Source organism: Vibrio sp. SG41-7 (genome assembly GCF_014164465.1).
Lineage (GTDB): Bacteria > Pseudomonadota > Gammaproteobacteria > Enterobacterales > Vibrionaceae > Vibrio > Vibrio splendidus.
In genome coordinates this window covers 1-21,223 of the sequence record NZ_JACJFF010000011.1, presented here as the reverse complement: position 1 = coordinate 21,223, position 21,223 = coordinate 1, and the positions used below count along the sequence as shown (strand labels likewise).

General features: G+C 44.5%; 17 protein-coding genes. 9 read left to right on the top strand and 8 right to left on the bottom strand.

Annotation, left to right across the window (positions count from 1 at the left end):
- Positions 1–5: 5 nt before the first annotated feature.
- Positions 6–1,175: a mechanosensitive ion channel family protein gene (locus H5300_RS04710; protein ID WP_182795535.1), complete on the bottom strand. Its 1,170-nt coding sequence runs from the start codon at positions 1,173–1,175 to the stop codon at positions 6–8.
- A 184-nt stretch (positions 1,176–1,359) separates the two neighbouring features.
- On the opposite strand from H5300_RS04710, the gene H5300_RS04705 reads away from it, so the two are divergent.
- Both H5300_RS04705 and H5300_RS04700 read left to right on the top strand, forming a co-directional pair.
- On the top strand, positions 1,360–2,016 hold the full coding sequence (locus H5300_RS04705) for a TrkA family potassium uptake protein (protein ID WP_017079662.1): 657 nt from the start codon (positions 1,360–1,362) through the stop codon (positions 2,014–2,016).
- A gap of 26 nt (positions 2,017–2,042) precedes the next feature.
- Positions 2,043–3,410 (top strand): TrkH family potassium uptake protein, encoded by a 1,368-nt coding sequence (locus H5300_RS04700; protein ID WP_017094662.1) that lies wholly within the window; start codon positions 2,043–2,045, stop codon positions 3,408–3,410.
- 106 nt (positions 3,411–3,516) lie between these two features.
- Here the strand turns inward: H5300_RS04700 and msrB are convergent, their stop codons facing one another.
- On the bottom strand, positions 3,517–4,659 hold the full coding sequence (gene msrB / locus H5300_RS04695; RefSeq protein WP_182795534.1) for a peptide-methionine (R)-S-oxide reductase MsrB: 1,143 nt from the start codon (positions 4,657–4,659) through the stop codon (positions 3,517–3,519).
- A 200-nt stretch (positions 4,660–4,859) separates the two neighbouring features.
- On the opposite strand from msrB, the gene H5300_RS04690 reads away from it, so the two are divergent.
- Positions 4,860–5,258 carry an OsmC family protein gene (locus tag H5300_RS04690; protein WP_182795533.1) on the top strand — a complete coding sequence of 133 codons (399 nt, stop codon included), beginning with the start codon at positions 4,860–4,862 and terminating at the stop codon, positions 5,256–5,258.
- Between the two features lie 145 nt (positions 5,259–5,403).
- On the opposite strand, the gene H5300_RS04685 is transcribed toward H5300_RS04690, so the two are convergent.
- The 4 genes from H5300_RS04685 to phnW form a co-directional block, all read right to left on the bottom strand.
- Positions 5,404–6,471: an OmpA family protein gene (locus H5300_RS04685; protein WP_108118087.1), complete on the bottom strand. Its 1,068-nt coding sequence runs from the start codon at positions 6,469–6,471 to the stop codon at positions 5,404–5,406.
- Positions 6,472–6,822: 351 nt separating this feature from the next.
- Entirely contained in the window at positions 6,823–7,641 is an 819-nt protein-coding gene (phnX, locus tag H5300_RS04680) for a phosphonoacetaldehyde hydrolase (protein ID WP_182795532.1), read from the bottom strand.
- A gap of 114 nt (positions 7,642–7,755) precedes the next feature.
- Positions 7,756–9,177: an aspartate aminotransferase family protein gene (locus H5300_RS04675; RefSeq protein WP_182795531.1), complete on the bottom strand. Its 1,422-nt coding sequence runs from the start codon at positions 9,175–9,177 to the stop codon at positions 7,756–7,758.
- Entirely contained in the window at positions 9,177–10,280 is a 1,104-nt protein-coding gene (gene phnW / locus H5300_RS04670) for a 2-aminoethylphosphonate--pyruvate transaminase (RefSeq protein WP_182795530.1), read from the bottom strand. The genes H5300_RS04675 and phnW overlap by 1 nt, the downstream gene beginning before the upstream one ends.
- Before the next feature lie 400 nt (positions 10,281–10,680).
- Between phnW and H5300_RS04665 the strand changes: the two genes are divergently transcribed.
- The 6 genes from H5300_RS04665 to H5300_RS04640 all read left to right on the top strand — a co-directional run bounded on the left by H5300_RS04665 (position 10,681) and on the right by H5300_RS04640 (position 18,138).
- Positions 10,681–11,691: a putative 2-aminoethylphosphonate ABC transporter substrate-binding protein gene (locus H5300_RS04665; protein ID WP_017082458.1), complete on the top strand. Its 1,011-nt coding sequence runs from the start codon at positions 10,681–10,683 to the stop codon at positions 11,689–11,691.
- Between the two features lie 144 nt (positions 11,692–11,835).
- Positions 11,836–13,257, top strand: coding sequence for an FAD-dependent oxidoreductase (locus tag H5300_RS04660; RefSeq protein ID WP_182795529.1), 1,422 nt, complete (start codon positions 11,836–11,838; stop codon positions 13,255–13,257).
- Positions 13,258–13,484: 227 nt separating this feature from the next.
- A complete protein-coding gene (locus H5300_RS04655; protein ID WP_182795528.1) occupies positions 13,485–14,594 on the top strand; it encodes a putative 2-aminoethylphosphonate ABC transporter ATP-binding protein in 1,110 nt (369 codons plus the stop codon).
- A 21-nt stretch (positions 14,595–14,615) separates the two neighbouring features.
- Entirely contained in the window at positions 14,616–16,325 is a 1,710-nt protein-coding gene (locus H5300_RS04650; RefSeq protein WP_405055131.1) for a putative 2-aminoethylphosphonate ABC transporter permease subunit, read from the top strand.
- A 68-nt stretch (positions 16,326–16,393) separates the two neighbouring features.
- Complete coding sequence (phnR, locus tag H5300_RS04645) at positions 16,394–17,098, top strand: phosphonate utilization transcriptional regulator PhnR (protein ID WP_016789432.1); 705 nt, start codon at positions 16,394–16,396, stop codon at positions 17,096–17,098.
- Between the two features lie 137 nt (positions 17,099–17,235).
- Positions 17,236–18,138, top strand: a complete 903-nt coding sequence (locus tag H5300_RS04640; RefSeq protein ID WP_182795526.1) for an EamA family transporter — start codon at positions 17,236–17,238, stop codon at positions 18,136–18,138.
- Between the two features lie 140 nt (positions 18,139–18,278).
- On the opposite strand, the gene H5300_RS04635 is transcribed toward H5300_RS04640, so the two are convergent.
- On the bottom strand, positions 18,279–19,061 hold the full coding sequence (locus tag H5300_RS04635; protein ID WP_182795525.1) for a siderophore-interacting protein: 783 nt from the start codon (positions 19,059–19,061) through the stop codon (positions 18,279–18,281).
- 225 nt (positions 19,062–19,286) lie between these two features.
- Entirely contained in the window at positions 19,287–20,765 is a 1,479-nt protein-coding gene (locus H5300_RS04630) for a peptide MFS transporter (RefSeq protein WP_182795524.1), read from the bottom strand.
- Positions 20,766–21,223 lie beyond the last annotated feature (458 nt).

Sequence of the window (21,223 nt, the reverse complement as noted above, 5' to 3'; positions counted from 1 at the left end):
GTTGACTATCGATGACCTTCCGTAGGGGAGTTCAATATGTCTTTGGGATCGCTAACATTCTGATTCTCACCTCGGCTTTGAACGCTGTTATGACCTTGAACATTAGAAAAATCTTGAGTGTCAATCTTGAGTGTCTGTGTTGGGAACGCGATGTCTGCATTGTGTTTATGAATAATCGCCAGAACCTGTAACAGAACGTCTTGCTTCACTTTGTGGTACCTGATCCAGTTGACTGTTTTTGTGAAGGTGTAGATAAAGAAGTTCAGTGTTGATGGCCCAAATTTGTCAAAGTTAACGATCAACGTTTGCTTGGCATCAATATCTGGGTGGGTCTCGAGCATGGTTCTTACATCATCAACAATGAGCGCCAATTTGTCTGCATCTTGATAACGAAGACCAAAGGTTTCATTGATTCTACGATTCAACATTCTCGATGGGTTCTCTACCACAATACTACTGAACACCGAATTTGGAACGTACAAAGGACGCTTATCAAAAGTGCGGATAATCGTCATGCGCCAGCCAATGCGTTCGACAGTACCTTCGATTTGACGATCGGGAGAGCGTATCCAATCACCGACTTTAAAAGGGCGGTCGAAGTAAATCATCATGCCACCGAAGAAGTTCGACAGTAGATCTTTAGCGGCTAAACCGACGATTAAACCACCGACACCACCAAAGGTAAGCAAGCCCGATAGGCTCAGCCCAAACGCCTGCATGATGGTTAAGCCACCCATCACCATAAAGAACAGTCGAGCCACCTTTGCGATAGCCTGTACTGTGGTTTCGTCTCTGGTTTTTTGCTCTAAGACATACTCTTCAGAGTTACTGATCATTCGCAGCGTAAACCAAACAAACGTAGATATGATCAGTATGTGTTTAAGTGTTCTTAGCCAGTTGATTTCATTGCCAAACTGGTCTTGAAGAATCAAGCCAACAGACACGGTAGCAGGCCAGCACCAAAGCAACGTACTGACAGGTGTTTTTAAGGCCTCTAGCAGTAGGTCATCCCAATGAAATTGGGTTTTTTTGACCAAGATTTCCAGGCGATTATGGACAATTCGCCAAGCGACCCAAGCGAAAAAGCTCGCAATAGTGATGAATAGGACGCTATTTGCCCAATCGCTATGGCTCTGGTTGATGTAGGTTTGTACTTGGGTTATGAATTCATTCATTGTGTGTACTGCCGCAGAAATTATGGGTTAGAAATTAGCAGAAATCACTTTTGTTCTCTACCTTTATAAATCAATCGATTAGCTGACAATTGTATCTCTATATGGATATATAGTCGTTTTTTTGTATGAAGACAATTTTGTTATTTGTTTTCGATGCTACGTAGCTTTGTAAGTGGAGTAATAAATGAGTGACAAACAATATGCAGTTATCGGCTTAGGGCGTTTTGGGTTATCTGTATGCAAAGAGCTACAAAGTTCAGGGGCGCAGGTGCTCGCTGTCGATATTGATGAAGAGCGAGTGAAAGAAGCGGCTAATTTTGTTTCACAAGCGATTGTTGCGAACTGTACGAGCGAAGAGACAGTTAAAGAACTAAGGCTGGACGATTACGATATGGTGATGGTGTCGATTGGCTCTGATGTTAACTCCAGTATTCTAACGACGCTAGTGGTAAAAGAATCAGGCGCAAAAGCTGTTTGGGTGAAGGCGAACGATAAGTTTCACGGCAAGATCCTTTCTAAGATTGGTGCCGACCATATCATCATGCCGGAGCGAGACATGGGTATTCGTGTTGCGCGTAAAATGTTGGATAGACGCGTTCTTGAGTTTATCGACCTTGGCAGCGGTTTAGCGATGACGGAAATTGTTATTGGTTCTAATTTTTTGGGTAAGAAACTTGGTGACCTTAAGCTGTGTAAAGAAAATGGTGTCGAGGTACTTGGTTTCAAGCGAGGTCCGAACCTAACTAAAGCACCTGAACTGGATGTGAGTTTAGAAATTGGGGATGTGGTGATCATCGCTGGGCCGAAAGAGACCTTATCTAGAAAGCTACGCAATTGGTAACTGGCAATCGGAAATAAGGTAACAGTATGAATTCGTTAAAACGAAAAGGTACTTTCTACACGCTTAAGAGTGATAAAAAGCCACGTAAAGGCTCTGAACCTAAGATTATCCTTACGAGCTTCTTAGGCGTACTTATCCCTTCCGCAATCTTGTTGACGCTACCCGTGTTCTCTGTGACAGGCCTAAGCTTTACGGATGCACTGTTTACTGCCACGTCGGCGATCAGTGTGACAGGCTTAGGTGTTGTTGATACCGGTCAGCATTTCACCTTAGCGGGCAAAATCTTACTGATGTTCTTGATGCAAGTCGGTGGGTTAGGGCAGATGACCCTATCTGCGGTGCTGCTCTATATGTTTGGTGTTCGGCTAAGTTTGAAACAGCAAGCATTAGCGAAAGAAGCATTGGGGCAAGATCGTAAGATTAACCTCAGAAAGTTAGTGAAGAAGATCATCATTTTTGCATTGGTGGCGGAATTTATAGGTTTCGTATTGCTCTGTTTTCGTTGGGTTCCTGAAATGGGGTGGGCAACAGGGAGCTTTTACGCGTTATTTCACGCGATTTCCGCATTCAATAACGCAGGGTTTGCGTTGTTCTCAGACAGTATGGTGAGCTTTGTTGACGATCCACTGGTGATCTTTACCTTAGCAGGCTTGTTCATTTTCGGCGGATTAGGCTTTACTGTCGTGGGCGACCTATCGACTAACTGGCGGAAAGGCTTCCAACATCTGCACTTACACACCAAGATTATGCTAACGGCGACACCGACGTTATTGGCGGTGGGTACGGTGATGTTTTGGTTATTGGAGAGAAATAACTCAGCGACGATGGAGGGCTTGTCGACACAAGGGCAGTGGCTGGCGGCTTTTTTCCAGTCAGCGAGTGCTCGTACTGCTGGTTTTAACAGTGTGGATTTGTCTCAATATACACAACCTGCATTGTTGGTGATGATAGTACTGATGTTGATTGGTGCTGGTTCAACTTCAACTGGTGGTGGTATTAAGGTTTCGACATTTGCGGTCGCTTTTGTAGCAACGTGGACCTTCTTACGTCAGAAAAAGCATGTAGTGATGTTTAAACGTACTGTGACCTGGCAAGCGGTAACAAAGTCATTGGCCATTATTGTGGTAAGTGGAGCACTGTTAACCACCGCAATGTTTTTGTTAATGCTTACTGAAAAGGCCGCGTTTGATCGAGTGATGTTTGAGGTAATTTCGGCCTTTGCGACGGTCGGATTGACTGCTGGGTTAACCGCAAACTTAACTGAACCGGGGAAATACATCATGATTGTGGTAATGGTGATTGGACGAATCGGACCTTTGACTTTGGCTTACATGTTAGCTCGTCCTGAGCCTTCGTTGTTGAAATACCCTGAAGATACGGTGCTAACGGGTTAATAACGTTAACAGGCTAAGTTAACCCTTCTTGTTAGTGCGTTAGAAAAACAAAGCCAGCGAATATGCTGGCTTTGTTGTCATAGGCTGTTCGTTAATTGCTGAATGCTTAGCCCTCAAACATCTCAACGTATTCCTCATAGCCTTCTTTTGCTAATTTATCCGCTGGAATAAAGCGCATTGCGGCTGAGTTCATGCAGTAGCGTAAACCTGTTGGCTTTGGACCATCTTTAAATACATGTCCTAGGTGAGAGTCACCAAATTTACTGCGAACCTCTGTTCTCGGGTAAAGCAGCTTGTAGTCAGTAGTCGTTACAACATAAGCCTCGCTGATTGGCTGTGTAAAGCTCGGCCAACCTGTTCCTGATTTGTATTTGTCTTTTGAAGAGAATAAAGGCTCACCCGTTACGGTATCTACGTAAATACCTTCCTGCTTGTTGTCCCAGTACTTATTGTCAAAAGGGCGCTCTGTTGCGTCGTCTTGTGTAACATCGTATTGCAGTGAGGTTAGAGAAGCTTTGATCTCTGCATCAGACGGCTTGCTGTATGTCTTAGCATTGGCTGTCGCATTCTTACCGTCGATGATCTGACGGATCGTTTGCGGGTTTTCTTTTCTATCATCGCCGAAGACTTTATCTAGGTACTGATCACGACCAGAAGCGTAGCGGTAGTAGTTATAACGAACTTTGCTCTTCTTGTAATAATCTTGATGGTAATCTTCTGCTGGCCAGAATTTTTCAAACTTAATCAGTTCTGTTTTTAGTGGTTCACCAAAGATCTGAGCTTTGTCTATCTCCATCATGAAGTTTTGAGCGACGTCTTTCTGTTCTTGGTTATGATAGAAAATAGCAGGTCGATATTGTGGACCTCTATCTACGAAAGAGCCTTTGTCGTCGGTTGGGTCGATGTGTTGGAAGAATTGGTCAAGCACCTGTTCATAGCTGACCACATCAGGGTTATAGGTCACATTGATCACTTCGATGTGGCCAGATTTACCCGATGAAACTTGTTTGTAGGTTGGGTTTTCTAATTCACCACCAGAATACCCAGAGATAACGTCTGTCACGCCTGTCAGTTTTTCTAGATCGGATTCTGTACACCAAAAACAACCACCAGCCAGTGTCGCGATTTCAGTTTTACCTGAATTAGCCGTTTTATCCATTGTATTGGCAGTACCAGTCTGGCTTACAAACAGCGAAATCAGTGGTAATGCAACCACGAGTGATACCAATATTTTAGATAATTTATTCATAGATACCTCATCTTGACGTTTTTCTCATTCGATTTTGAATGTACGAATAGAGACAGGTTTTAGATGGAAAAAATTACACTATTCATGAAAAAAATATCTCAAATAGAAAATCTTGCTCATAAATGCCGCCAGTAGTAGGGTGTAGGCATTGATATAAAATACCAAATAATGATGACGTTTTCGTACATCTAAGGAACAACATGCAAGCAGAAGTTAAATGGGTCGAAGGCTTTAAATTCCTAGGTCACTCTCAATCAGGCCATTCTATTGTTATGGATGGAAGCGGCGGTGCTACAGCGCCAAGCCCTATGGAGATGGTGCTCATGGCCGCTGGTGGTTGTAGCTCTGTTGATGTGGTTGATGGTTTGAAATCTGCAGGCCAGAACATCACAGGCTGTAATGCAAAACTTGAAACAACACGTCGTGAAACAGCGCCGAAAATCTTTACCGTGATTAATATTCACTTTGAAGTGTCTGGTGACAACCTTGATCCTGAGCTTGTTGCTAAAGTCTGTGCGGATTCATTAGAGAAATACTGTTCAGTATGTCTGATGCTAGGTGCTGGCGTAGAGATGACCCACAGCTGGGAAATCATCTAGTCTTTTGATTGTACAGCTTGGCGGTAGGCTAATCTTTACGGCTTACGGCTTACGGCTTATCGCTTATAGGTATAGCCAGATAAAGAAAAGGGCGGAGCACTTTAAAGTGCTCCGCCCTTATTATTTTAACTAAGGTAGAGTGCTATTATTCAGCCGTTTCTACGATAACTTCTTCCATTTGCGCTTCTTCTTGGTATTCGAAGCTTGGGATTGTTGCGTCGACACGACGGTTTTGCGCGCGACCTTCAGCTGTAGCGTTTGATGCTACTGGGTTTTCTTCACCTTCACCTGAAGCCGTAATGCGGTCCGCTTCAATGCCTTGCTCTTCAATGTACGCGGCTACAGCAGCTGCACGCTTCTTAGAGATCATCATGTTGTACTCAGCCGCACCTGTTGAATCCGTGTGACCAACAACATTAACGGATGATTGAGGGTGAGCTTGCAGCACTTCAACTAATGGTGTTAGTGCAGTTTTACCGTCTGAAGATAATTTAGTGCTGTTTGTCTCAAACATACCTTGAGAGAAGCTTTCAGTCTGAGCTTTAGTAACAACAACTGCTTCTTCTTCAACAACAACGATTTCTGGCTCGGCAATAGGCTCAGAAGGAGCTTGTGTTACTGCTGCCGCAGAAGCTACTGTTGCGGCTGACGCCGTTGTGTTACCTGTACCGAAATTGTAGCTTAGGCCGACGGTAACAAGGTTAGAGTTAAGATCTTGAATAATCTTATCGTCAAAATCATCAAAGTATTGGTATTCAACTCTAAGCGCCCAGTCGTCTGATAGTTGTTTCTCTGCGCCGATACCTAAGGCTAATACAACGTCGTCTTCGTCATCGTGCATGATGTAAGCAGGACCAGCTTTGAAGAAGATATCAAACTCTTGTTTAATCGCTAGTCGATACATTGGGCTCAAAGAAATGGCTACGATAGAATCGCTGTATCTTTGAGTCGCTCCGTTGTTGTTAAAGCTCGTGTCATAATCACCTAAGTAATCCGCATTCAATTCAAGAGCAATGTTATCGGTAAAATTGTAACCACCGTAAACACCACCCGCAACTGAATCATCTTCACAGTCAACGTTGTCGACACAAGCGCTATCTAGCCACCCCATTCCGACTTTCGCACCCACATAGGTGGTTGCAGCAATTGAGGGAGCAGCAGCGAAGCCTGAAGCTGCGATCACAGCACACATGATTTTTGAAAGTTTTTTCATAATCTTATCCTTGGATTAATTTTTATTGTTATCTGAACTGGCCTTTAAAGCGAAAACTTACCGGGTGGGACACTGCAAAAGTAAGTAAATCAAGGCGTTGATTCAGGCAGAACCTTTTCAAGAACTGTTAATACATTGTTAGTCTGATTGCTTATGAGAGTCAATGTGATTGTTGGGATTTATATTTTTCAAGGTGCTATTTATAACTTTTTTGTCGAACAATTGCTGTCTCAAATGTTGGAAACGACGAAACCTCGTATCATTTTTACGTGATGCGAGGTTTCATTTTTTATGTGTTCGGATTATTTGGTTACATAGCCTGAATTGCAGGCGTTAGAGGAGGTATAGCCGTTATGGGCGTTCACCGGCTAACAAACGTCTTTCAATATCTGCAATCACTCCAGGTAAATCTGCAATGGTATCGATCAGGTAGTGCGGGTTTGATTTGCTTAGCTTCATGTTTGCTTTTTCACGTGCTGCTGCTAGTGTTGTTTCGTCTGCATCCACATATTCTTGGTAGGTTAAGCCAGCCTCGTTACCAGATAGAACAAGACCTACCGTCCACATGCCTGCGTTGTGACCTTCATCGATCCCCGGTGCTGCGTCGTCCACTTTTACACACGCAGCAACGCTAGTTACACCTAGGTCGATTACGTTTTTAAGTGCCATAAATGGAGCAGGGCGACCACCTTGAGGTAAGTCATCGGTCGCTACCACGTTATCTGGTCGGTAACCGTAATCTGCAGCAGCACGAATTAAAACATCCATCACTTCACGTGGGTAACCTGAACAAGAGCCGATCTTCACGTTCTTCTCTTTTAGGTTATTGACCACTTCTATCGCATTCAAAATAGGTGCTGCGTGATCGGCTACTTTCGCTTTTTGAAGAGGCATGAATGCCGCGTAGATCGCGTCAACGTCTTCACTTGTCATCGAGCGTCCGAACTGAGCTTTCCAACGAGCGTCAACAGCTGGAATTCGACCCACTGCTTGGATGTGGTCCCATTTGCCGATCCCCATAGGTTCACGCGCTTCTGCTAAGTCGATATCAAAGTCGAAACCTTGTCTGAATGCTTCCACGAAAATACTGGTTGGAGCAAATGATCCAAAATCAACGATAGTGCCAGCCCAGTCAAAGATAACCGCTTGGATAGGTGATGTTGTGTTCATAGTCGTGTCCTATTTATGTTATCTCCCAGCTCAGGTTGTTCTGGGAGACAAATGATTGTTTTAGGTTATTGGTTGCTTGAAATTATTGCTTCAAGACATGCTTTAAAAGGTGGTTTAAAGGTACTCAAAGTCTTTGCAGACTTTTGCTATCGCTTTTTCGAATACAGACAGAGCGACTTCTAGTTCGCTGCGACTGATGATCAATGGTGGGCTCAACTGAATCACATTACCTTGTGACACCTTAAAGCTCAGGCCATCGTTTAGACACTGGTAAAGCACGGCTTCTGCTTCATCAAAAGCTCGGGTTTTGGTGATATGATCTGTGACCAATTCCACCCCCCAGAGCAGGCCGATGCCGCGAACGTCACCAATGACTGGGTACTTCTCTTTCATTTGAAGCAGCTGTTCACGCACGAATGCGCTGTCCGCTTGTACTTTTTCAAGTAGGTTTTCTTGCTCAATTACTTCCATGGTTGCGAGTGCTGCCGCGCAACCAATTGGGCTTTTTTCGTGGGTGTAGTGACCAAGAGATACTTGGGCTGCCGTGTTGTATTTGTCTTTTGTTATCATGGCTGCGATTGGTACTAAGCCGCCGCCAAAACCTTTACCGATACAAAGAATGTCAGGTTCGATATCAAAAGCTTGGTGTGTAAACCATTCGCCACTGCGACCCATGCCATTAGGGATGTCATCAATGATCAACAGGACGTTGTGTTTGTCACAAATCTCACGGATGCGTTTCCAGTAAGCTTTGCTTGGTACTTGCACGTCTGTGTTACGAACCGCTTCTGAAATGAAGGCACCAATGCCACCTTCTTTTTCAATCACATATTCTAGGTAATCGGCGTAGTGCACATCACATGCAGCCTCACTTTCACCGCCTGCGCTTTGCCCGCGAAGCGGAAAAGCACCACGATAGGAAACCGCTGGTGGAATGCGTTCTACGCCAGCCATTAATGGTCCCATGCCTTCGCGGAAACAAGCTTCACCACCTACTGAAATTGCATCGAGTGACGCGCCATGGAATGAGTCCCACAATGACACTACTTTGAAATTGTTGGTGACATGTCGAGCAAGTTTTAGCGCCATGCCGATCACTGATGTGCCACCGGGAGCAAACAACACGCGATTCAAATCACCACCGCAGATCTGTGTCAGCTTTTCAGCGCACTGAACGGCTGTTTCATTGGTAAAGCGACGCGGTGAAAACGGCAATGACGCCATTTGTTGAGTCACCTTATTGATGATGTGTGGGTGACCATAACCTAGCTGGTGAACATTATTGCCGTGAAAGTCCATGTACTTCTTGCCCGTCGCATCTTGAATGTAGATGCCTTCGGCTGCTTCAAGTGTGTCTAGGCAAGGCGTTGACATGGCTTGATGAAGAAACACGTCAGCATCACGCTTTAACATCACTTGAATCGCATCATCGTTTAGCGATTCGTTCCATTTTTCGCGTGCTGGCGTGGTGTTCACATCGCCTTCGCTTCGAAAGTGTGTGGCCTTTAGAACTGGCTCTTGATTGGTCGTTGTCATTATTTGATGTCCCAGTACATAGCGTTTTTCACTGCGCCAATGAGAGCTTCAATGTCTGACGGATAGACTTCACCGATGTTACCGATTCGGAAGCAGTCTGCGTTTGAAACCTTGCCCGGGTAAATCACAAAACCTTGTTCTTTCAAACGGTCATAGAATTCCTTGAATTGGTAATCGCTATGAGTTGGAGAATAGAAAGAAGTAATGATAGGTGAATGAAGATCATCATTAAGCAGTGGCTCAAAGCCAAGAGAGCGCATACCTGCAACCAATGTGGTTTGGTTGGTTTGGTAGCGATTATGACGAGCTTCGATGCCACCTTCTTGCTCCAATTCAAGTAGAGCTTGGTAGAAAGCACGCACTGTATGAGTTGGAGAGGTGAAGCGCCATTTACCATGGTTGCTTTCCATGCAGTGCCATTGGTCAAACAGGTCAAGGCTTAATGAACGAGCTTGGCCTTTGCATTTTTCCAGTTCCGATTGCTTCGCAATAACAAAGCCGAATCCAGGTACACCTTGAATGCATTTGTTTGCCGAGCTGATCATGTAATCGATACCTAAGTCAGCAATATCCATAGGGATGCCACCAAAACTCGACATCGCATCTAGAATGACGGTTTTGTTGTGCTGTTTTGCCAATTTGGCGATGTCTTCGATTGGATTCAACATACCCGTAGTGGTCTCACAGTGGACAATCGCTACGTGAGTAATGTCTGAATCCATAGCCAATGTCGTCTCCATTTTGTTCAAGTCAGGCTGTGATGTTTCACCTGGGGAAACGACATGGCATGGAATGTTTAAGTATTCTGAGATTTGAGCAATACGGGCACCATACGCACCGTTGTCAACAACAAGAAGCTTGCCGCTTTTAGAGATAACGCTACCGATTGTTGCTTCAACTGAAGCGGTGCCGCTACCTTGCATTAGTACGCTCGTATAACCCGTTTGCTTAGTCGCCAAAGTCACTAGCTTGCTACGAATCACTTCAACAACGTCTTTGTTGTATTCATCATCCCAAGTACACCAATCTTTTAGCATCGCTTGGCGAACGGTTTCAGAAGTAGATAGAGGGCCCGGTGTCAGTAGTAGGTATTCGTTTCTCATGTTCAATTCTCGTGATTTGTATTTTGGACTATACCAATATTTGCGGTTACTTTAACAACCAATTTAAACGGTCGTAAATAGCCCAAACGTTATTTTCACAAAAGCTTCATATTCAAATTTGTCACTTGTGTTGAGAAATTTTCCGATCTTTAAATTGCCATTTTTTGTTCATTTAACCGTCATAAAAGTCGATTAGGTTAATACACTTCATCTGGTACATACCAATGCAAAGGCGTGTACTAGTCACCTAAATGAATTTATGGGTATAGGTGTCTCTTGATGAGGCTTCTAACTTAAGAAACGTTAAACCTTAGTTGCTTCTAAACCTAGGCAGCTTTAAACCTCGATAACTTTTAATTTTGGCAACTTCTCACTTTAGAGTTGAGCCTGACTGGAGAAAATGATGAAAAACCGTTTTATGAAAGGATCACTTGCAGCGTTAGTAACTCTACTAGCTGGTAACGCTTATGCAGCACAGGAAGTGACGGTTTACACTGCGTTTGAAACTGACATTTTAGCTAAATACAAAAATGCTTTCGAAAGTGAAAACCCAGACATCAACATCAAGTGGGTACGTGATTCAACTGGGATCATGACGGCAAAATTATTGGCCGAGAAAAACAACCCTCGCGCAGAGGTAGTTTGGGGACTTGCTGGTTCTTCAATGGCATTGCTTAAAGAAGAGGGCATCCTGAAACCTTATACGCCTCAAGGTGTAGAAGCATTACGCGCTAACCTTAACGATCCACAGTCTACTCAAGCTTGGTATGGCAATGACGCATTCTTCAATGCAGTTTGCTTTAACGAAGTGGTGGCTAAGCAATTGAACCTACCGGCACCTAAATCTTGGGATGACCTAACGAAGCCTATCTACAAGGGCCACATTGCTATGCCAAACCCGGCTTCTTCTGGTACGGGCTACATGCAGGTTTCGGCTTGGTTACAAAACATGGGTGAAGACCAAGGTTGGAACTACATGCAGAAGCTAGATCAAAACATTGCTCACTACACGCACTCAGGCTCTAAGCCATGTGTTCAAGCCGGTATGGGCGAAGTCGCTATCGGTATTTCTATGGCGAGCCGTGGTGCTAAGCTGAAAACTCAAGGCGCTCCACTTTCAGTGATTACGCCTGAAGGCATCGGCTGGGAATCTGAAGCGGTAGGCCTTGTTAAGCCTTCTGATGCAGCACAACGTGTTATCGATTGGTCTATTTCTAAAGCGGCAAACGAGCTTTACATCGAAATGTACCCAGTTGTTGGTCACCAAGGTGTGACAGGCAAAGCAGAGAACTTCCCTAATGTAGAAAAGAACATGGCAAAAATGGACTTCGCTCGCATGGGCAGCGAACGTGCCGACGTTCTTAAAACATGGTCTGACAAGTTTGACGCTAAATCAGAGCCAAAATCTTAATCTGCTGAGCTTTTTAGACACATAGTTTATTAGACACGTAGTCCAATAGATATGCAGCTCATTAGAAGTTAGGAATCAGTAAAGGAAGGCTTCGGTCTTCCTTTTTTAGTTTTACGCCTTTAGGTTTTTAGTAAGGTACAACAAATGAAAAAGCACTACTCATATTGGTTCAAGCAAGCATTGGAGCAGGAATTTGGCAACATCAATGCGGGGCTAGAGTCCTCTAAACCGCTTCAAAAAGACGTTAACTGTGATATCGCTATTGTTGGCGGTGGCTATACGGGTTTATGGACTGCGATTTTAATCAAACAACAGCAACCCGAAAAGCATGTTGTCGTGATTGAAAAAGGCCTATGTGGTAGCGGTGCTTCTGGTGCGAACGGCGGTTGCATGCTGACGTGGTCGACTAAGTATCCGACGCTGAAAAAACTCTATGGAAAAGAACAAGCGAAATGGTTGGTTAAGGAATCGGAAAAGGTTATATACGAGATCGAAGCCTTCTGTAACGAACACAAGATTGACGCGCATCTATATCGAAGCGGTACTTACTACACGGCGACCAATGAAGCGCAAAAGGGTGGAATGGAGCCTGTTGTTAATGAGCTGGTTAAGCAGGGCATCAATAGCTGGAAGAAGTGCGATAACTCTTTGGCTGAGAAAGCGGGGTCTGATCGCCACATTGAGGGTTACTACTCAGAAGCTGCGGGTAGTGTGCAGCCAGCGTTATTGGCTAGAGGTTTGCGCCGAGTCGCGCTCGAACTGGGTGTTGAAATTCACGAAAACACAGAGATGACATCACTCGACTATGGCTCCCCAGCTCGTATCCAGACTAAGGGCGGAGCTGTGTTTGCAGACAAAGTGATCTTAGCGCTCAATGCATGGATGCTCGATCACTTTAGAGAGTTCAAACGCAGTATTGTGGTTGTCTCTTCAGATATGGTGGTGACCAAGCCCATTCCTGAAAAGCTCAAGCAGTTTGGTCCTGAGAAAGGGGCAGCGGTGGTAGATTCGCGTATCTTTGTCCACTATTACCGAGATACCCAGGACGGACGACTCATGTTGGGCAAAGGCGGTAATAAGTTCTCGTTTGCCAATCAAGTTGAAAGCATGTTTAACCAAACGACCAACTACCTGCCGATTCTCAATCAATCGTTCCAAAAACTGTTCCCTAAATTGGAACAAAGTGAATTCGATTACAATTGGTCTGGCGGCTCAGATCGTTCGGTCACCGGATTGCCATTTTTCGGTAACCTAAAAGGCCAAAGCAACATCTATTATGGGCTTGGTTACTCGGGTAATGGCGTTGCTCAAACCCGTATGGGTGGAAAAATTTTGTCAGCAATGGTACTCGATATCGACAATGCTTGGACACGAAGTGGTTTAACTAAAGGCCCGTTAGGACACTTCCCGCCAGAGCCATTTCGTTGGGTAGGTGCGATGATGGTGCGTGATGCGGTACGAAGAAAAGAGAACGCGGAAGATTCGGGTGACACGCCATTGTGGCTAGATAAACAGTTATCCAAACTCGCAGGTGCGGCGGGCAAAGCCGACAAGGTTGAATCATAGATTAATCTAGCGTTTAAATTAGAAGTTTACATTTAGGCTCTCAGTGATTTATGGGCAAGTCACTGAGGGCTGTCAACGTTGAACGAACTGTTAATGCTGAACAAATAGCAATCTTTAATGCTTATTATATCTGCAATATAACTGTCATTTAGCTACTATAAATTTGTCACTCAACTGCAATATTCTCAGTTTAAATTTGGTATATACCATATAGAGAGTGCTGTAGTATGAGCAACCAAACTTATTTGAATATTGAAAACGTTGTAAAGCAATTTGGCCAATTTACAGCGTTAAAAGACATCTCCCTATCGATAGATAAAGGCGAGTTCGTCTGCTTCCTTGGCCCATCTGGCTGTGGAAAAACTACCTTATTACGTGCGATTGCAGGCCTAGACTTACCAACGTCAGGTTCTATTGAGCAGAACGGTAAGGATACGACCTTCTTGCCACCAGAAAAGCGCGACTTTGGCATCGTGTTCCAGTCTTACGCTTTGTTTCCAAATCTCACTGTGGAAGAAAACATTGCGATTGGTCTGAAAAACCAAGGCATGTCGACCAAAGAAGCCCTTGAGACGGTTGAGTCTTGGTTGGAGACCATCGGTTTACCAACGTCTGGCCAAAAGTATCCGAATCAGTTGTCTGGCGGACAACAGCAGCGTGTTGCTTTGGCTCGCGCGTTAGCGTTGTCTCCAGGCTTGTTGCTACTCGATGAGCCTCTTTCTGCGTTGGATGCGAAGGTAAGAACACACCTGCGTGATGAGATCTGCCAACTGCAACGTAAGCTGGGTATCACCACTATTATGGTGACGCACGACCAAGATGAAGCCCTAACGATGGCCGACCGTATTGTCGTGATGAATCATGGTGTTATCGAGCAGGTCGGTGCTCCACAAGAGATCTACCAAAAACCTGTCAGTCGTTTTGTGGCTGAGTTTGTTGGTAGCATGAACTTCATTCAAGCTTCTGTCGTAGCGCAAGGCAAGATACGTATTGCTGAGTCGATGCTACCGTTGCCGGGTTTAGATAACCTCACTCCAAAACTTGGTGATGTTTTCGATATTGCCGTTCGTCCAGAGCAAATCCAGTTTGTTGATCGTTTTAGTGAATCCTTGCCAGTGAGAATCGTATCAAGCGAATTCTTAGGGGCGTTTTATCGTGTTGAGTGTCAATTGCAACATGACTCAACGGCGAAAGAGATCATCGTCGATGTATCAGTCAAAGAGTTCAACCGATTGAAGCTGCGTCGCAGTGATATTCGTTATGTGGCGTTTGACCAAGAAGGCCTGAGAGCTTACCCATCGAAAATCCTGCAAGTGATGAAAGACGAGGCGGCGTAAATAATCATGGAATCGACTCAAATGATGCAATCTAAGCTGCTAATTCAACGACGAGTACAGCCTTTTCTTGCTCGATTAAGTAAAGACAACGTAATCCTATTTGGGCTGTTGGCCTTTTTGTCTGTGTTCATGACGCTGTTTATCCTGATGCCACTGTGGGCAATGTTGAAAAAAAGCGTTCAGAATGCAGACGGAGAATTTGTAGGATTACAGAATTTCGCAACGTATTTTGCTTCGCAGAGCCTGTGGCAGTCGGTAGGCAATACGTTCACGCTTGGGTTCTTAGTGACGGTTGTCGTGGGAGTATTAGCGTTTGGCTATGCCTATGCTTTGACTCGTTCATGCATGCCTTTTAAGGGGCTTTTTCAGGTGTTGGGTTCAGCGCCGATTCTAGCTCCGTCGTTGCTTCCTGCCATCAGTTTGATCTTCTTATTTGGCAACCAAGGTATCGCAAAAGAAGTCTTGGGTGGCAATTCGGTGTACGGCTTGATTGGTATCTCACTGGGCCTGATATTCTGGACGTTTCCACATGCCTTAATGATTTTAACTACTTCATTGAGAACCTCTGACGCTCGTCTTTATGAGGCGGCACGTGCACTCAATACTTCATCGCTAAAAACCTTCTTCATGGTGACGTTACCTGCGGCAAAATACGGTTTGATAAGTACCTTGATCGTTGTGTTTACGCTGGTGGTTTGTGATTTTGGTGTGCCAAAGGTGATCGGTGGTAGCTACAACGTTCTGTCTACCGATATCTTTAAGCAGGTAGTAGGGCAACAGAATTTCTCTATGGGCGCGGTGACCAGCATCCTATTGCTATTGCCTGCGTTGCTTGCGTTTACCGTTGACCGCTGGGTTCAAAAGAAACAAAAGAGCTTGTTTGATACTCGCTCCGTCGCTTACCAACCAGAGCCAAACACTCTACGTGATGGCGTGTGTTTACTCTATTGCACCGTAATTTCAGTGGCTGTTGTTATCGTGCTAGGCATGGCGATATACGGATCTATGGTCACTTTCTGGCCTTGGAATAAAACGCTAACGCTAAATAACTATAACTTCGCAGAGATGAGTACTTATGGTTGGACGCCATTTTTCAACTCTTTAACCCTCGGCTCTTGGACTGCGATCATCGGTACCGTATTGATTTTCTTAGGCGCGTATTGCATTGAGAAAGGCCGCGCCTTCGGTCCTGTTCGTCAAGCAATGCAGATGCTCAGTGTTGTGCCGATGGCAGTTCCGGGCATGGTGTTGGGTTTGGGGTACATCTTCTACTTTAATGACTTGAGCAACCCACTTAACTTTTTGTATGGCACGATGGCGTTCTTGGTGATCAACACCGTGGTTCACTACTACACGGTAGGGCACATGACGGCATTAACCGCATTAAAACAGCTGCCTGAGGAGATAGAAGCGACGGCGGCTTCGGTTAACCTACCGCAATACAAGCTGTTCTTTAAGGTGACCGTGCCGGTTTGTTTGCCTGCGATTTTAGATATTGCGACATACCTGTTTATTAATGCACTTACCACGACATCTGCGGTAGTATTCTTGTATTCTACCGATACGATACCTGCGTCAGTTTCAGTACTGAATATGGACGATGCGGGACAAACCGGTGCAGCAGCAGCCATGGCCGTCATGATCATGATATCGGCGGCAAGTGCGAAGTTGATTCATATGCTAATCAACAAGTTATTTGAGAAGCGCACCCAAGCTTGGCGCAAACGCTAGCCAACCATTTTATATTGCAGTTGGCCAAGGAATGGCTGACGACAAGAACAAAAATAAAAGGAAATGAAGTGCAGTACGTAAAAATAAAAGACGTCATCGTAGAGCAAATAGAGTCGGGGATGTTAACGCCACGACAGAAGCTGCCTGCGGAGCGCAAACTGGCTGAATCGTTTGATACAACACGAGTAACGTTGCGTGAAGCGCTGTCTTCACTTGAAGCTGAAGGGCGTATTTATCGAGAAGACCGCCGTGGTTGGTTTATCTCTCCAGCGCCGCTGCGCTACGATCCAACGCAAACGCTGAACTTCACTAATATGGCTTTGTCGCAGAATCGTAAGCCGAAAACAGAATTAGTGGCAGCGAAAGGTATGTTAGCAACCAAGGAAGCCACTAAGCTTCTTGAGCTGCAACCTTTTTCGGATGTTTATCGAGTGGACAGAGTTCGTTACCTTGAAGATAGGCCAGTTGTGTATGTGACCAACTACATTCGACCTGAACTGTTCCCTAACTTGCTTGACTACGACTTGTCTAAGTCATTGACGGACATATACCGAGAGCACTTTGGTGTGGTGTATCAAAAGATACGTTATCGTGTGAGCACAACATCATTGCTGGGCGAAACAGCGCAAGCTCTGCGCGCGACTTCGGGTTCTCCGGCTATGGTGGTTGAGCGTGTTAACTACAATCAGAACGGTGATTTGATTGACTGCGATATTGAGTATTGGCGTCATGATGCGATCAGCATTGAGTCGATAGCCCAGCTAGAGCGCTAGTCATACTTTAGAATGCTGGCATATCTGCAATTATGTAGTATTGCCCAATTGAAACGATCAAAGGTCTCTTATTCGGAGGCCTTTTTTATCACCGGTTGTCAGCCGTTGTGCTAATTCATCAATAATTTAGGAATGAAATGGAATTCTCTGCCATTGTAATCGTGATTATTTCGGCTTTGCTTCATGCGGGTTGGAATGTTCTAGGTAAATCTAATCAAGGATCGGGTTCGTCATTCTTCTTAGCCTCTGGCTTTGCCGCCGCAGCGATATTGACGCCTTACTTGCTCTGGTATGTTCACAGTGTAGGGCTATCAAATATCTCACTTCCATTCTGGCAACTGGTTTTCTTGAGTGGGATCTGTCAAATCATCTATTTGATTGGGTTAGGCGCGGCCTATAAACAAGCTGATATCGGTGTGATTTACCCAATGGCACGAGCACTTCCCGTGTTGATGGTGGGTTTAGGCACCGTGTTGATCGGCTATGAATTGTCGCCCAATCAATGGCTTGGTTTTGCACTGATCACATTAGGTTGTTTGTTTGTCCCGCTTAAGCAGTTTTCTGAATTAAGGCTCAAGGCCTACCTGAATCTTGGCGTACTGTGGGCGTTAATCGCGGCCATCGGTACCACGGGGTATTCCATTATTGATAAAGAAGCGCTTCTGTTACTCGATCCTTTGAGCACACCAGTTATAACTAACAAGCACACAGCGATCTTCTATCTGGGCATTCAGTTTTGGGCGATTGTGATTCCACTGAGCCTGTGGTTGCTCGTGTCGAATCAAAAAATCGAATTTCATAATGCTTGGTTATTGCGTAAAAGAGCAACACTTGCTGGCATCATGATGGCTTCGACTTATGGCTTGGTGCTGTTTGCGATGACCATGACTGAAAATGTCAGCTTGGTTGTCGCTCTAAGGCAAGTAAGTATCATCTTCGGCGTAGTGATGGGGATCTACTTTTTAAAGGAAAAGTGGCACGCCACTCGCGGTGTAGGCGTCTCTTTTATTATTACGGGCTTAGTTATCTCACTGACTTAAAAGAACAACTGAGGAATTGAGGATTAGTGCAGAGATATTCCTAATAAGCTTTAAGCTAAATCAAAAACGCCCTTAGCGATACAAACTTCGTTAAGGGCGTTTTCTCTTTATCTAGTAAGAAGATGTATGGCGTAACAGGTTTAACCTGCTAAAGCTTGAGCATCTTGTTGTTTCAACACTTTGTGACCATCTTCAGTGACGCCACGTTTCCAATAACTACTGATGTAGATGTTCTCTTTCGCGACTTCTTTTTCGTTGCGGAAGTACTGTCTTAGTTCGCGCATGCTTTCAAATTCACACGCTGTCCAAATTGAAACCTGACCGTCTAACCATTCTGAATTGCGCACGGTTTGTGCAAGTGATTCTGAGGTTTCATCTTCAATTAACCAAGTGACTTTTATACCTTGAGGTACTTCAAGTGTTTGCTTGTCTGCTGCTGAATTGATCTGAATGACAGCGTGGCCTGCTGCGTGTTCCGGAAGTGTTTTTACTTTTGCAGAAAGCGCAGGCAGTGACGTCATGTCTGCAACTAAGAAGAACCAGTCAGACTCTAGATTTAGCCCTTGAATTAATCCAGGGCCTGCCACTGAAACCGTGTCACCTACTTCTGCGTTCATTGCCCATCTTGCAGCAAAGCCACATTGCAGATCTGTGGTGATGTGGCGTACGAAATCAACCTCAATCCACTTTTCTACAGGGTTGTACTGACGAATGGTGTAAGTGCGCATGGTTGGGCGCTCACCTTCGTTCAGTTGACTTAAATCTGTGGTGCCGAGTGGCGAGAACAAAAGCTTGATGTAGCCGCCGGCACATTCGGTTGGGTACTTACTTAATCCTTCACCGCTAAGCGTTATACGCTGCATATTCGGTGTAATGGTTGAGGTTTGAGTAACGGTTAATGTGATAGGGCTAGGCTTGCTCATATAAGGCTCTCTTAGATTTTGATTTTCACATCATAATCCTGAACAGGAAAACACTCAATACTAATGGTTATCATTTACTTTTATTTACACAGCGCAACGTAACCTGAACCTCCATCTAGTTACCTACCAATCCTGACGTCTATTTATCTTGATATCCATATCTACAAAAAAGCCCTTTAGAAAACTAAAGGGCTTGATGAACGAGCTTGCTGAATAAGGGTGTTATTAGCTGTTTGCTTGCTCTAGTTCAATCGTTTCATCAGCGGCTTTCGCTGCTTCTAGCATCTTACGAATAATGAACGATGCAGCCATTGCGATACCAACCATTACTACCGCTAGGATAGTTAATAGTTGGAAGTAATCACCGTAAACCGTTTGAACGATCTCTTGTGTGATCTCTTGGCCTTTCTCAAGTGCAATAGACGTTGAGAATACAGCACCAACAATGCCTGATAGTGCGATTGCGACAGAGAATAAGCTTACTGAGAAGTTCTCGATGTGCTTAGGTGCAACAGACAGAATGAATGCCACAACCATAGAACCAACAATAACCTCACCAAATGCTAGGAAGAAGTGGATTGCTAGGAACACTTCTGGGCGAATCAGAATATCTTCACCAACGGTCGTTACTGCCATCGTTAAGATACCGAAAGCGATCGCCGTCAGAATGAAAGAGAAACCTACTTTGGTTGCGGTAGAGAAATGAATGTTTTTCTTTTCTAGTTTAGAGAAGATGCCCGTAATGATAGGGCCTGCAACCATACACCAAAGTGGGTTCATTGCCATCGACGCTTCAGGGGCTACAGGGATGAAACCGAATAGATCGCCACGCATTGTGTTGATTGCAACCATTGTCATCGATGTCATCATTTGACCGTAGTACACGAAGAAACATGTCGTCAGGAATGTGATGATTAAGATCGTACCCATCTTCAGCATGTCTGACTTCTTCGATTTCATCATCAAAGAGACAAAGTAGATGATCGCTGCACCACCAATTGCGTACACGATGTTCTGGCCGATATCCATGTTAGAAAACATGAAGAATACCAAACCAATCATTGCAGCAGAAAGGCCAAGGAATGCAGCCCAGTGTTTAGTGCTTACTGGTTTTTGGTCGATTTCAGCACTTGCTTCAACAAGGCCTTTGCGAACAAAGAGCATCATCAGAAGTGCGGCACCTGCTAGAGCAGCTGAAAGAAGGAAGCCACCGTGGAAACCAACAACAAGCACTAGCATCGGGAACAAGTACTGGCCTAAAAGCGCACCAATATTGTTGACTGAGTAGTTGATAGGGTAGCAGTTTTCGAAATCTTCCTGAGTTTTGAACGTGCGTTTGTAAAGACTTGGGTAAGAAGGGGACATCAAACCACGCGCATAACTCGCTAAAGCAATACCACATAATGCCATTGGAACATTGGTCGCCGCGGCACCGAGTACCAGTAGAGCATAACCACTTGCGAATCCTAGAAAGGCAATGGTCAACGATCGGTATGCGCCTAAGAATTTGTCGGCGATGAAGCCACCTGCAATAGCAAATAGCGGTCCGATTGCAGAGAAAGCACCAACAACCATCATTGTGTCGGCTTCATTGTAGTTAAGATCTTCAAGGAAGAAACGAGTCAAGATCACCATGACGCCATAGAACGAAAGTCCAAACATCATTTGGCAGAACATCATTGATTTGTTTAATCTATTCCACATTATTTTATTCTCACATTAGTATTGAGATGTAGTGTAATAACCTAATTATAATACCATCACTAGCAATACATAAAATGAAACATGCATCCCAAACAGAACTTTACTCGATATACCTTTTCTTATGAGTGCATTGATATTTCTCATGAATGAAATTTGCAATGTTAGATTTTGATAATGGATGCATAACTGTGAGAAATTTAACTACCTTCATTTGTGGCTAAGTAATGAACGGATGAAGGAAAAGTTAACATTGGTCATCTGTAAAATGTTCAAGTGAGTATCACTTTCAATTGGCTGTTGGATTTTGGCCAATAAAAAAGCCAGCTTGGTGGCCTGTCTCTTATACACAAATCCCTAAGCCACGCTTGGGGATTTTTTTTGAACTATTTTTAGGTTTCATGATCTGATCATCTAAGCAATGACAAGGATGATTATCATGACCTATATAGAGCCAACCC